General features: G+C 63.6%; 10 protein-coding genes. 9 read left to right on the top strand and 1 reads right to left on the bottom strand.

The window, feature by feature from the left end; translation table 11 throughout:
* Positions 1-75: 75 nt before the first annotated feature.
* The 3 genes from JWQ24_RS10440 to JWQ24_RS10430 all read left to right on the top strand — a co-directional run bounded on the left by JWQ24_RS10440 (position 76) and on the right by JWQ24_RS10430 (position 4,378).
* A complete protein-coding gene (locus tag JWQ24_RS10440) occupies positions 76-1,860 on the top strand; it encodes an acyl-CoA dehydrogenase (protein WP_299807340.1) in 1,785 nt (594 codons plus the stop codon).
* 32 nt (positions 1,861-1,892) lie between these two features.
* Complete coding sequence (locus JWQ24_RS10435; RefSeq protein ID WP_299807338.1) at positions 1,893-2,660, top strand: crotonase/enoyl-CoA hydratase family protein; 768 nt, start codon at positions 1,893-1,895, stop codon at positions 2,658-2,660.
* 68 nt (positions 2,661-2,728) lie between these two features.
* Complete coding sequence (locus JWQ24_RS10430; protein ID WP_299807337.1) at positions 2,729-4,378, top strand: bifunctional metallophosphatase/5'-nucleotidase; 1,650 nt, start codon at positions 2,729-2,731, stop codon at positions 4,376-4,378.
* 34 nt (positions 4,379-4,412) lie between these two features.
* Here JWQ24_RS10430 and JWQ24_RS10425 read toward each other — a convergent pair whose 3' ends face one another.
* The gene (locus JWQ24_RS10425; RefSeq protein WP_299807336.1) at positions 4,413-6,860 is read right to left on the bottom strand and encodes an EAL domain-containing protein; all 2,448 of its coding nucleotides are present in this window, start codon (positions 6,858-6,860) and stop codon (positions 4,413-4,415) included.
* 440 nt (positions 6,861-7,300) lie between these two features.
* On the opposite strand from JWQ24_RS10425, the gene JWQ24_RS10420 reads away from it, so the two are divergent.
* The 6 genes from JWQ24_RS10420 to JWQ24_RS10395 all read left to right on the top strand — a co-directional run.
* Complete coding sequence (locus tag JWQ24_RS10420; protein ID WP_299807335.1) at positions 7,301-8,227, top strand: histone deacetylase family protein; 927 nt, start codon at positions 7,301-7,303, stop codon at positions 8,225-8,227.
* Between the two features lie 62 nt (positions 8,228-8,289).
* Complete coding sequence (locus tag JWQ24_RS10415; protein ID WP_299807334.1) at positions 8,290-8,541, top strand: exodeoxyribonuclease VII small subunit; 252 nt, start codon at positions 8,290-8,292, stop codon at positions 8,539-8,541.
* Positions 8,542-8,608: 67 nt separating this feature from the next.
* Positions 8,609-9,913 (top strand): hypothetical protein, encoded by a 1,305-nt coding sequence (locus JWQ24_RS10410; protein WP_299807332.1) that lies wholly within the window; start codon positions 8,609-8,611, stop codon positions 9,911-9,913.
* A gap of 350 nt (positions 9,914-10,263) precedes the next feature.
* Positions 10,264-12,189 (top strand): 1-deoxy-D-xylulose-5-phosphate synthase, encoded by a 1,926-nt coding sequence (gene dxs / locus JWQ24_RS10405; RefSeq protein WP_299807330.1) that lies wholly within the window; start codon positions 10,264-10,266, stop codon positions 12,187-12,189.
* 31 nt (positions 12,190-12,220) lie between these two features.
* Entirely contained in the window at positions 12,221-12,787 is a 567-nt protein-coding gene (locus tag JWQ24_RS10400) for a nucleoside 2-deoxyribosyltransferase (protein WP_299807328.1), read from the top strand.
* A gap of 2 nt (positions 12,788-12,789) precedes the next feature.
* Positions 12,790-13,487 (top strand): TlyA family RNA methyltransferase (locus tag JWQ24_RS10395; RefSeq protein ID WP_299807326.1); only part of this gene is annotated, 698 nt, incomplete at its 3' end.

Below are 13,487 nucleotides of genomic sequence, written 5' to 3'. Positions count from 1 at the left end.
GGCGTGTTGAGAGCCGCGCCGTTTCATGGGAAGACGGCATGCAAAGGCTTCCATTACCGAAAAAGAGTACCGGTTATGACCTACCGTGCGCCCATTCACGACATGTTGCTGGCCCTTAACCACGGTGCCGGCCTGCAGGCCGCCCTCAAAGCGGGCCATTACGGCGATTTCGACGGCGACATCGCCTCCGCCGTGCTGGAGGAAGCCGGACGATTCGCCACCGACGTGCTGGCGCCGCTCAACCGGATCGGCGACGAAAACGGTATCCAGCTCAAGGACGGCGGCGTCACCACCGCGCCGGGCTGGCCGGACGCCTACCAGCGCTGGATCGCGGCTGGCTGGAACGGGGTCTCCGGTCCGGAAGCGTTCGGCGGCCAGGGCCTGCCGATGGCGATCAACGCCGCCTGCACCGAAATTTGGTCGGCCTCGAACATCGCGTTCGGCCTGTGCCCGCTGCTGACGCTGAGCGCGATCGAGGCGCTCGACGCCCACGGCAGCGGCGAATTGAAGAATATCTACCTCGAGAAACTGGTGACCGGCGAGTGGACCGGCACCATGCAGCTGACCGAGCCGCAGGCCGGCTCCGACGTCGGCGCGCTGCGCAGCCGCGCCGAGCGTGCGCCGGACGGCAGCTACCGCGTCTTCGGCACCAAGATATTCATCACCTATGGCGATCACGACATGACCGATAACATCGTGCATTTCGTGCTCGCGCGATTGCCCGATGCGCCCCCGGGCACCAAGGGCATCTCGCTGTTCCTGATTCCGAAATTCCTCGTCAACGCAGACGGCTCGCTGGGCGCGCGCAACGACATTTTCGCCAGCGGCGTCGAGCACAAGCTCGGCATGCACGCCTCGCCGACCTGCACCATGACGATGGGCGATAAAGGTGGCGCGATCGGTTATCTGATCGGCGAAGAAAACCGCGGCATGCTGTGCATGTTCACAATGATGAACCAGGCCCGACTCGGCGTCGGCATCGAAGGCGTCGGCATTGCCGACCGCGCCTACCAGCAGGCGCTGGCCTATGCGCAGGACCGCAAGCAGGGCCGCGCGCCGGGCAGCAAGAGCGCCGGCATGGATCCGATCATCGTGCATCCCGACGTCAAGCGGATGCTGATGCAGATGCGCAGCATGACCGCGGCGGCGCGCACGATCTGCTACGCCACCGCCGTCGCGCTCGACGTCGCAGCGCGCAGCACCGATCCGACAGTGCGCACGGCCGCAGCCGCACGCGGCGCGCTGCTGACGCCGATCGCCAAGGCGTTTTCCACCGACATCGGCAACGAGGTCACCTCGCTCGGCGTGCAGGTCCACGGCGGCATGGGCTTCATCGAGGAGACCGGCGCCGCGCAGCATTTTCGCGATGCGCGCATCACCGCGATCTATGAAGGCACCAACGGCATCCAGTCGATCGACCTGGTGACCCGCAAGCTGGGCGCCAACGGCGGCGCATCGGTGTGGGCGCTGCTTGAGGAACTGGCCGGCATCGTGTCGCACGTCGAAGCCTCCAACGATCCCGCTTTCGGCACGACCGGCGTGAAACTGCGTGACGCGCTGGGCTCGCTGGAGCGCAGCAGCAAATGGCTGCTGGAACGTCTGGCCTCCGCGCCCACAGAGGCGCTTGCCGGCGCCACGCCGTATCTGCGGCTGTTCGGCTCGACGCTCGGCGGCTGCATGCTGGCAGGCGAGGCGCTGGCGGCAAAGGACATTACCGACGGCGGCGGCGATCCCGCACGCTATGTGACGCTGGCGCGCTTCTTTGCCGAAAACGTCGCGGTGCAGGCCGGTTCGCTGGAGCGCACGGTAATTGACAGCGCGGAATCGGTAATATCTGCCGACGCCGTGCTGCTGGCCTGATCTGATCCGCTCAACCGACGTAAGGACATCCCATGACCGGCCATCTGATCGTTACCGACGAAGACGCCACCCGCGTGATCACGATGCGGCGGCCGGAAAAGAAGAACGCGATCACTCACGACATGTATCGCCTGATGTCTGAGGCGATCGACACCGCGCAGAACAATCCCGCGATCCGCTGCCTGATCATCACCGGCGGCTCCGGCGTGTTCACGGCCGGCAACGATCTCGAGGATTTTGTCGCCACCGCCACTGCCACCACCGATTCCGGCCCGTTCGGCACCTCGCCCGCAATCAAGTTTCTGTATTCGCTGGCGCAGAACACCAAGCCGATCATCGCCGCGGTGGACGGCATCGCAGTCGGCATCGGCACCACCATGCTGTTTCACTGTGACTACGTGCTGGCGTCCTCGACCGCGACATTCTCGACGCCGTTCATTCATCTCGGCCTGGTACCGGAGGGCGCATCCAGCCTCCTGATGCCACGCACGATGGGCCACCAGCGCGCCTTCGCCATGCTGGTGATGGGCCGCAAGGCGAGCGCCGAGGAAGCCCGCGAAGCCGGCTTCGTCAACGTCGTCGTGGCGCCCGGCCATACCGAAGCCGAAGCGCACAAGGTCGCCCGCGAGATCAGCGCGCTGCCGGCCGAGGCCGTAGCGATCTCGCGCAAGCTCCTGAAACTGCCGCCGGAAGATCTGACGCGCCGCATCGACCAGGAAGGCCAGCTGTTCGGCGAGCGGATGAAATCCAAGGAAGCGATGTCGGCGTTCAAGGCGTTCTTCGGCCGCAAGCGAGCGTGAGGCGGTCTCCTACAGGACGGTCTCTTCTCTCGTCCCTGCAAAGGCGGGGGCAGCGTGAGGAGAGGGCCTTGGCCATCGCTCTTGTCGCGCTGGCCGCGTGCACGCTGGGCTCCGTCAGCGTCACCGCCCAATCCACCGCCGCTGTCGATCTCACTCTTCTCGCCATCAACGACTTTCACGGCAACCTGCGCCCGGCGCCGGGCGGCATCGTCATTGATGATCCCGCGGACAGGACCAAAAAGATCACCGTTCCCGCCGGGGGCGCCGAGCATATGGCGACGCTGGTCAAGCAACTCCGCACCGGCAAAAAGAACTCAGTGTTTGTCGCAGCCGGTGACCTGATCGGCGCCAGCCCGTTCCTCTCGGCGATGTTTCACGATGAGCCGACCATCGAGTCGCTGTCGATGATGGGACTGGAAATTGCCTCGGTCGGCAACCACGAATTCGACGAAGGCAAAACCGAGCTGCTACGGATGCAGAACGGCGGTTGCCATCCGGTCGATGGCTGCCAGGGGCCGCATCCCTTCATGGGCGCGACGTTTCACTATCTCGCCGCCAGCACGATCGAGACTGCGACAGGACGGCCAGTGCTGCCGCCCTACGAGATCAAGAATTTCGACGGCATCCCGGTCGGCTTCATCGGGCTGACGCTGAAGGCCACACCGACGCTGGTCTCGCCGCCCGGCGTCGCCGGGCTCGAATTCCGCGACGAGGCAGAGACGGTCAACGCGCTGGTGCCGGAATTGAAGGCCAAAGGCGTCGAGGCGATCGTGGTCTTGATCCACGAAGGCGGCTTTCCGAGCGGCGACTATAACGAATGCCCCGGCATTTCCGGACCGATCGTCGAGATCGTCAAGAAGTTCGACAAGGCCGTCGATGTCGTGATCAGCGGCCACACACACCGTGCCTATACCTGCGAGATCGATGGTCGCCTCGTCACCTCCGGCGACAAATACGGCACTATCGTCACCGCCATCGACCTGAAGGTCGATCGCACCACCCGCGACGTCATCAGCGCCAAGGCCAACAACATCATCGTGCGCACCGCCAGCTATGCCGCCGATCCCGCGCAGACCGCCTTGCTGGCGGCCTATGACAAGGTCGCCGGCCCTATCGCGGCGCGGCCGGCGGGCTCGGTGACCTCCACGCTGTCACGCATGCCGAACATGACGACCGGCGAGAGCCCGCTTGGCGACATCATCGCGGATGCGCATCTGGCGGCGACGGCGGCGGCCGGCGCGGTCATCGCCTTCACCAATCCGGGCGGCATCCGCGCGGATATCGCACACGGACCGGACGGCGCGGTGAGCTATGGCGACGTGTTCGCGGCCCAGCCGTTCCGCAACCAGTTGGTCACGGTGACGCTCACGGGCGCACAGATCAAGGCGGCGCTCGAACAGCAGTGGCTCACGCCGCAGCGGCCTCGGATCCTGCAGGTATCCAAGGGCTTCTCCTACGCATGGGACAATGCCGGCGAAGTCGGCCATCGCGTGCTGGCGGACCGCATGTTGCTGAACGGGCAGCGCATCGATCCCGCCGCGAGCTACCGCGTCACAGTCAATCAGTTCCTGTATGTCGGCGGCGATGGCTTCACGGTACTGAAAGACGGCATCGCACCGCTGGTCGGCGTCTACGACGTTGATGCGCTATATGCGTATTTCGGCGCGAACAGCCCGGTCGCGCCGGGAACGCTGGAGCGCATCACGAGGTTGAACTAGTCACTCTCTTTTTCGGGGAATGAGCGCCTGCGTCCTACGCAACGTCCCGCTGCGCCTCGCGCCGCGCACCCGCGAGCTCGGCGTAAATATCGAACGGCTCCGGCTTACCTATGGCATAGCCCTGCGCGTAGTCGACGCCGATCTCGCGAAGTGCCGCAACAATCTCCACGCTCTCGACGAACTCCGCGACGGTGCGCTTGTCCATCAGCTTGCCGATATGGCTGATCATCTCGACCATGGCGCGATCGATGGGGTCGATCAGCATGTCTTTCACGAAGCTGCCATCGATCTTGAGATAGTCCACCGGCAGATGCTTGAGATAGGCAAAGGACGACATCCCGCTGCCGAAATCATCAAGCGAGAAGCGGCAGCCGATGTCCTGCAGTGCGCGGATGAAGCTGTTAGCGTCCGCGAGGTTGGCGATCGCACTGGTCTCGGTAATCTCGAAACAGATGATGGTGGGCGGGATTGCGAAGTCGGCGAGTTGCTCGCGCACGTATTCAAGAAAGCCCGCGTCGCGGAACGTGGCGCCGGACAGGTTGATGGCGCAGGTCACGATCGGAGTGGACTCGCGCTCGGCGAGCCGCCCCGCCAGGATCGCGAAAGCATTGCGCACCACCCAGCGATCGATCAGCGTCATCAGGCCATAGCGCTCCGCCGCCGGTATGAAGTGGCCCGGCGCCACCAGTTGGCCGGTCTCGTCGCGCAGCCGAAGCAGCAGTTCGATGTGCAGGCCGGCGTTGCCTGCTTCCTGCAGCGGCACGATCTTTTGTGCGAACAGGCAGAAGCGGTCCTGATCGAGCGCCTCATGGATTCGCTGCACCCACGTCATCTCGCCAAAGCGCTCCATCAGCTCGGAATCGGTCGAGTGGTGCAGCTGGACGCGGTTGCGACCTTTTTCTTTCGCCATATAGCAGGCGACATCGGCCGCGCGCAGCGTCTCCACCAGCGTCTCATTGGGCTCCGACAGGCACACCAGCCCGACGCTGACGGTGACGTTGAAGGCACGACCGTTCCAGACGAAGTTCAATTCCTCGACGGTCTGGCGCAGCCGCTCGGCCGCGCTCGCGGCGCAATCCGCGTCGCAGTTCTGCAGCAGCACCGCAAACTCGTCGCCACCCAGCCGCGCCACCAGATCTCCATGGAGCACATTCTTTTCCAGCATGCCGGACACTTGCCGCAGCAACTGGTCGCCGGCGGCGTGGCCGCAGGTGTCGTTGACTACCTTGAACTGGTCGAGATCGAGGAACATCAGCGCGTGCGGCCGCAACGCCGGATCGATCCGCGGCAGCGCTTCCTCCACCCGGCGCTCGAATTCACGGCGATTGGCGAGGCCGGTCAGCTCGTCATGCGAGGCCTGGAAGGCAAGCCGTGACAGATACTCCTGCTCACGCGCCATATTATGCAACACCAGCACCGCGCCCGCGGCTTGGGCGCCGCGGTGCAATGGCGTTGCCACCCACGACACCGGGACCGAGCTGGAATCGGAGCGAACCAGAAGATGCGAATGCATCCCCGGACTGATCACATGACCAGCCAACACCTGTGCGATCAGCGTCTCGCTGTCCTCGCCTCTGTCCTGTTCTTTCGCCTGATTGACGATGCGGAACAATGAGGACAGTTGCCGGCCCTGCGCTTCGGCGACGCTGGTGGCCACCAGTTGCTCGGCCGTCGGGTTCATGTATTCGACGCAGCCGTTCACGTCGGTCGAGATCACCGCCTCGCCGATCGACGACAGCGTGATCTGCGCACGCTCCTTTTCGGTCTTCAACTCGTATTCAAACCGTTGCCGCTGGATCAGCAGGTGGCGCGTGCGCCAGATGCCGAGCAGGATCAGCAGCGCCGCCGTCAGCATGTTGGCGATCATCAGCAAGGTCTTGATCGCGCGCGATCCGACACCGAGGTGTTCGGAAAATGCCACCGCCAGCGGCGTTGTGCGCTCGTTGATATCATCGATCTGCGACTTGCGCCCAGCCAGCAACATCGAGCCGACCCGCCCGGCGAGCACATCCGCATGGACGGAATAGCCGATATCGACGAGTTCCTGAATCATCACATCGGTGTTGCGCCAGCTCTCGATCGCGCGGGCGAGATAGCTGACTTCGCTGAAATTACGAAACAGCCAGATCATGCCGGGAATGTCGTCGGGATGATTGCCAGCCTGCAGGAAGCCGTCATAGGCAAGCTTGGGATCGGGGACCGCCTGCTCCAGCGCGCGGCGCGCGATGCGGTCGCCGAGCGGAACGGCGATGGTTGATTGAAAGCGGCGGTAATATTTCTCGTCGCCTGTCTCGGAATAGAGGCTGAGCGAATAGACCGCCTCCTTCTGTCCTTTCGACCACAGGCTTTCACCGACGACATAGGCCCGGACCGACGATAGCGTCTCCATGCTGATGCCCGCAAAAAATGCCTGCAGCAACACGATCGCCGTGAACGGCCATACCGAGCGCAACAGATGGGGCGGAATCCTGGGCGTTTTCACAGCACACACATCGTAGTTTGATACCACCTGGCGTCCGCACCGTTTCCGAGGCGCGCTTTCTTCCGCTAGGCTTGCATGTCTTGGTCGCAAACCGTTTAACGCGAATTCGATTTTACGAAGCTGTGAGATCGCGCTGAATGAAAAGTGAAGATTGCCATCACCGCGATGTATGACGTCATCGGTGCTTCGGGTTCCGGCGGGGGAGTGAGCGGACACAATGCCGGGGTTTCATCCCCCTGCGTGAGAACTTCACCGTTCCAGACTTCCACAAACCCACGGCAGTTACGTCGGTTCCTTTGCTGCCAAACGCGTCGCTTTCCCCGGCAACGGGCGTGAAAGAAGATGCCTCCGCGTCGCGCCGCGCTGCCCTTTCGGAACCCATAATTACCTATTAGATTGTGCCGCCACCCCACCGCGCATCCCGCGCCCGGATTTCCCGCATGACGCTTCTGCTGTCACACCTCGCCTGCCTCGGCCACGACACGCCGCCCGGCCATCCCGAACGGCCTGACCGGCTGCGCGCCGTGGCCACCGTATTGGGCGAAGCGCGCTTCGATGCGCTGGTGCGCGGCGAGGCTCCGGAGGGCGATCTCGATGTCGTCGGGCTGTGTCACGACGCCCATTACATCGACGAACTGCGCCACATGGCGCCGTCCAGTGGCCTGGTCTACATCGACGGCGACACCTCGATGTCGCCCGGCACCTGGGAAGCCGTCATGCGCGGCGTCGGCGGCGCGGTCGCAGCCACCGACGCGGTGATGAAGGGTGAGACCACCAACGCCTTTGTCGCCACGCGGCCACCCGGTCATCACGCCGAAATCAACAAGCCCATGGGCTTCTGTTTCTTCGACAATGCGGCCATTGCAGCGCGCTATGCGCAGCGCACCTATGGCATCGAACGCGCGGCGGTGGTCGATTTCGACGTCCACCACGGCAACGGCACCCAGGACATCTTCTGGGCGGATCCGACCGTGATGTATTGCTCGACGCACCAGATGCCGCTGTTTCCCGGCACCGGCGCCGCCGGCGAGCGCGGCGAGCACGATACCGTGGTCAACGCGCCGCTGCACGACGGCGACGGCGGCGCGAAATTCCGCGCGGCGTTCGAGAACCTGATCCTGCCGAAATTGAAAAAATTCTCGCCGGAGCTGATCATCATCTCCGCCGGCTTCGACGCCCACCGCCGCGATCCGCTGGCCTCACTCAACCTCGACGCCGAGGATTTCGGCTGGGTCACGCGGCAGTTGATGGACCTCGCCGACAACACCGCCGGCGGCCGGATTGTCTCGGTGCTGGAGGGTGGCTATGATCTCCAGGGCCTCAAGGAATCGGTGGCGGCCCATGTCACCGCGCTGATGGGCGCGTGACCGGCGCGCCATCCGCCCCAATATCCCTTTGAATCGGCGCGTCGAGCGCACAGGAACGCGATATGGCTGAACCGACCCATGCCGACGTCAAGAAATTGACCTTCGAGCGCGCGATCGAGGAACTCGAGACCATCGTCAAGCGGCTCGAAGACGGCAAGGTGCCGCTGGAAGAATCTGTGGCGATCTACGAGCGCGGCGAGGCCCTGAAGCGCCGCTGCGACGAATTGCTGCGCCAGGCCGAAGCCCGCGTCGACAAGATCACCACGGATTCCGGCGGCCAGGTGACCGGAACAGAGCCGCTCGACGTCCAGTAAGGCACCGATTTAGAGCTTGGTGCTTCAACGGGCTGCTATAGTGCCGTCGCCAGTCCGGGGAATTAGCGTGCGCGTCGATCACCGTCATGTCATCTATGTGCAGGGATACGACCCGCGAGGCCTCTCGCAGTATTACCGCATGTTTCGCACCGAGCTGCGCAAGTATGGGCGGCTGTACGACCTTGCCACCACGGTAAGTCGCCCGAAGCGGCCGCCGGACGGTGAATTCTCCGCCGAATCCGCGTCCTGGCGCATCGAGACCGCCGGCCAGGGCTGGCAGACCCGCACCGATTACGAATTCCTGCGTTGGGAAGACCTGATCCAGCGCGACCTCGCCTGGCCCATCTGGAAGACGCTGGCCTATGCCATCGCGATCTACTGGCGGCTGGTGTTTTCCGGCACGATGGGCCGGTTCTGGTCGGCGCATTGGCGATTCGCCACCTTCATCAGCTACCCGCACGTCTTGCTGCTTAACGAAGCGATCTGGTGTGCCGCGATCGCCTGGGGGTTCGGGTGGGGGCTACAATGGCTGGGAATCCACGGATTCCTGGCCGCCGCGGGCGCCACGGCGGTGTTTGTTGCCGCACTCGGCACCCTGCTGAAAACCACCGAGCACCTCAGTTATCTGCTCTATCTGATGTCCGACACCATCTTCACCTGGCAGTTCTCGCACGGTGAGAGGCCGGAATGGGACGCCCGGATCGACCGCTTTGCGCAGCATCTGGTTGAGGTGGTTGGCAGCAGCGAAGCGCAGGAGATCGTTCTGGTCGGCCACAGCTCCGGCTCGTTCCTTGGTTCCGAAATTCTCGCCCGCGCCCTGAAGCTCGATCCGGACCTCGGCCGCCACGGTCCCCGCGTCGTATTGCTGACGCTGGGCGGCAATATGCCGATCGTCGGCTTTCACAAAGCCGCGACCAGCTTCCGCGACAACCTGCGCCGGCTGGCGATCGAGCCTTCGATCGACTGGATCGATGCCCAGTCGCGCAAGGATGTGATGAACTTCTTCCCGTTCGATGCGGTCACCGGCCACGGCATCGACGTCGGCCGGGACAGGCGCAACCCGACCATCATACCCGTGAGGTTCCGCGAGATCATCCGCCCGGATCATTACAACCGCTTCCGCTGGAAGTTCTTCCGGGTGCATTTTCAGTTCGTCATGGCCAATGAGCGGCCCCATGCCTACGATTTCTACATGATCGTCTGCGGTCCGATGCTGCTGAAAGACCGTATCAGCAAGCCCGCGGCGGCTTTGGCGCTGACCACGGGCGATGCGTCTGCCCGGAAAGACGCCTGGACGAGCCTCGGATTGGGTGCGGTGAACCCGTCTGCGTCTCCGGACGGTATGGACCCCGGCAACCGCCGCCTCGGCTGATACCGTTACGCAAATGTCCACCCCGGTTCCCGCACTGCCGAAAGCACGGGCACGGCGGTTGGCTTTGGCCGTCGCTTTAGTGTAAAGGGACTGAGACTATGCGCTGGCGATCGAGCTGAAATGCCGACCGTTAACGTTGATAAGCGCTTCATCCATCTGGCAAAAATGTTCAGACGGGGAGGCTGCTCAAGCATGCTAGATATCACAGCTAAACAGCGGGGCCCATTAAAAGGCTTCGAAACAGGCTTCCCGGTTCCGGGAGCTGCGATTGTCCGGAGGATGGCTGCGCGAATAACGCCGGCTGCCTCGGATTCCAGACGCAGCCCGGACGTGTAAAATTGGATAATACAGTGACCGATTTTAGTAAGACACCTCTGCTCGACACCATCAAGACCCCGGAAGACCTCCGCAAGCTGAAGGTCGAGCAGGTTCGACAGGTCGCCGACGAATTGCGTCAGGAAACCATCGATGCGGTGTCCGTCACCGGTGGCCATTTCGGCGCCGGCCTCGGCGTCGTCGAACTGACGACCGCCCTGCATTACGTGTTCGATACCCCGCGCGACCGCCTGATCTGGGACGTCGGCCACCAGGCTTACCCGCACAAGATCCTGACCGGGCGCCGCGACCGTATCCGTACCCTGCGCACGGCTGGCGGCCTGTCCGGCTTCACCAAGCGTAGCGAGAGCGAATACGATCCGTTCGGCGCCGCACACTCCTCGACCTCGATCTCCGCCGGCCTCGGCATGGCGGTCGCCCGCGATCTTTCCGGCGGCAAGAACAACGTTATCGCCGTGATCGGTGACGGCGCGATGTCAGCCGGCATGGCCTATGAGGCGATGAACAACGCCGGCGCGATGAATTCCCGCCTGATCGTCATCCTGAACGACAACGACATGTCGATCGCGCCGCCGGTCGGCGCCATGTCGGCCTATCTGTCGCGGATGTACTCCGGCAAGACCTACCGCTCGCTGCGCGACGCCGCCAAGCAGCTCGGCAAGCACCTGCCGAAAGTGATCGCGGACCGCGCCAGCCGCGTCGAGGAATACTCCCGCGCCTTCATGGCCGGCGGTGGTACGCTGTTCGAGGAACTCGGCTTCTATTATGTCGGCCCGATCGACGGTCATAACCTCGACCATTTGCTGCCCGTGCTGCAGAACGTCCGCGATATGGAGACCGGCCCGATCCTGGTCCACGTCGTGACACAGAAGGGCAAGGGCTATGGCCCGGCCGAAGCCGCCGCCGACAAATACCATGCGGTGGTCAAGTTCGACATCGCCACCGGCGCGCAGGCCAAGTCCAAGCCGAATGCACCGTCGTACCAGAACGTGTTCGGCGCCTCGCTGGTCAAGGAAGCCGCCAAGGACGACAAGATCGTCGCCATCACCGCGGCGATGCCGTCGGGTACCGGCGTCGATATCTTCAACAAGGCCTATCCGGACCGCACTTTCGACGTCGGCATCGCCGAGCAGCACGCGGTGACCTTCGCCGCCGGCCTTGCCACCGAGGGTTACAAGCCGTTCGTCGCGATCTATTCGACCTTCCTGCAGCGCGGCTATGACCAGATCGTCCACGACGTGGCGATCCAGAACCTGCCGGTCCGCTTCGCCATCGACCGCGCCGGCCTGGTCGGCGCCGATGGTGCGACCCATGCCGGGTCGTTCGACAACGCCTATCTCGGCTGCCTGCCGAACTTCGTCATCATGGCTGCGTCCGACGAGGCCGAACTGGTCCACATGGTCGCCACCCAGGTGGCAATCGACGACCGGCCGAGCGCGCTGCGCTATCCGCGTGGCGAAGGCCGCGGCATCGAGATGCCGGAAGTCGGCATTCCCCTGGAAATCGGCAAGGGCCGCATCGTTCGCGAAGGCAGCAAGATCGCGCTGCTGTCGTTCGGCACCCGTCTCGCCGAATGCGAGAAGGCCGCCGATGAGCTGGCCGCGCATGGCCTCTCCACCACCATCGCCGACGCCCGCTTCATGAAGCCGCTCGACCTCGATCTGGTGCTGAAGCTCGCGCGTGAGCATGAAATCCTGCTCACCATCGAGGAAGGCGCGATCGGCGGCTTCGGCTCGCACGTGATGCAGACCCTGGCCGAGCACGGCATGCTCGACAACGGCTTGCGGGTGCGGTCGATGGTGCTGCCCGACGTGTTCCTCGACCACGACTCGCCGAACGCGATGTATGCCCGCGCCGGTCTCGACGCCAAGGGCATCGTCACAAAAGTGTTCGAAACCCTCGGCAAGGACTTCAAGGCCGAGACGGTGAAGTTGGCCTGAGGCTTACGACCGCCGCATTTATCGGTGACTGATGAAGGTGTATCTGGCGGGTCCCGATGTGTTCCTGCCGGACGCCATTGATGTCGGGCGGCGCAAGGTCGAACTCTGTGCCCGCCACGGACTGACCGGACTGTATCCGCTGGATAATGTCATCGACCTGGCGGCAGCCGACGCGTCGCTGCAGATCTATCGCGGTAACGAGGCCATGATGAACGAGGCGGATGCCATCATTGCCAACCTGACGCCGTTTCGCGGGCCGGGCGCGGATGCCGGCACCGTCTATGAACTGGGTTACATGGCGGCGCGCGCAAAGCTGTGTCTCGGATACTCCAACGACCCCTCGCTGTACGCCGAGCGCGTCGCGCGCATCGCCGAATTGAAGACCCGCGATGGACGGCTGATCGACGCGCAGGGATTGACGGTCGAAAACTTCGGTCTTGCAGATAATCTGATGATGATCCACGCGCTCGATCTGTATGGCTGCCCGCTGGTCGTGCCGCGGCAGGCTGCGGAGGACATCTGGCACGATCTCACTTCGTTCGAGGCGTGTGTGCGGCTGGCCGCGAAGCGGCTTACGGCCCCTCCTGCGTTGAGCTGACTTTGTCAAAACCCCCTTCTCGCAAGCGCGCGGACCTGTTGCTGGTCGAGCGCGGCCTGTTCGAGAGCCGCGCTCGCGCGCAGGCCGCGATTGAAGCGGGACTCGTCGCCGCCAACGGCAGGCTGGTGACAAAGCCGTCCGAAGGCATTGCCGTCGACGCGGCGTTGCAGGCGCAGCCTGCGCATCCCTTCGTATCGCGTGGCGGCGTCAAACTGTCGGGCGCGCTGGAGCAATACCCGGTTGAGATCGAAAACCACGTCTGCCTCGACGTCGGCGCATCCACCGGCGGTTTTACGGAGGTGCTGCTGGCCAATGGCGCAAGCCTGGTATTCTCAATCGATGTCGGGCATGGCCAATTGCATCCGTCGCTGCACGGTCATCCAAAAATCGTTTCGATGGAAGAAACCGACATCCGCAGTTTTGAGGGCAGGCGGCTGCCGATGCGGCCTGATATCGTCGTGATCGACGTCAGCTTCATTTCGCTCAAGGCTGTGCTACCCGTTGCGCTGTCGCTGGCGGCGTCGCCGATGCATCTATTGGCGCTGATCAAACCGCAATTCGAGGCGGCGCGAAGGCATTCCAAAGGCGGCATCATCCGCAATGCGATGGTGCATCAGCAAGTCTGCGACGACATATCGGCATTCGCGGCTTCGCTCGGATGCACCGACATCCAGGTATTTCCGTCGTCAATCAAAGGCGG

Source organism: Tardiphaga sp. (assembly GCF_028290495.1).
Classification (GTDB): Bacteria; Pseudomonadota; Alphaproteobacteria; order Rhizobiales; family Xanthobacteraceae; genus Tardiphaga.
This window is presented reverse-complemented; position numbering and strand designations above follow the sequence as displayed.

Excerpts from the sequence above, each read along its gene's own strand:
- JWQ24_RS10400 (WP_299807328.1), top strand. The coding sequence starts at position 12,221 with ATGAAGGTGTATCTGGCGGGTCCCGATGTGTTCCTGCCGGACGCCATT.
- JWQ24_RS10420 (WP_299807335.1), top strand. The coding sequence starts at position 7,301 with ATGACGCTTCTGCTGTCACACCTCGCCTGCCTCGGCCACGACACGCCG.
- JWQ24_RS10415 (WP_299807334.1), top strand. The coding sequence starts at position 8,290 with ATGGCTGAACCGACCCATGCCGACGTCAAGAAATTGACCTTCGAGCGC.
- JWQ24_RS10435 (WP_299807338.1), top strand. The coding sequence starts at position 1,893 with ATGACCGGCCATCTGATCGTTACCGACGAAGACGCCACCCGCGTGATC.
- JWQ24_RS10440 (WP_299807340.1), top strand. The coding sequence starts at position 76 with ATGACCTACCGTGCGCCCATTCACGACATGTTGCTGGCCCTTAACCAC.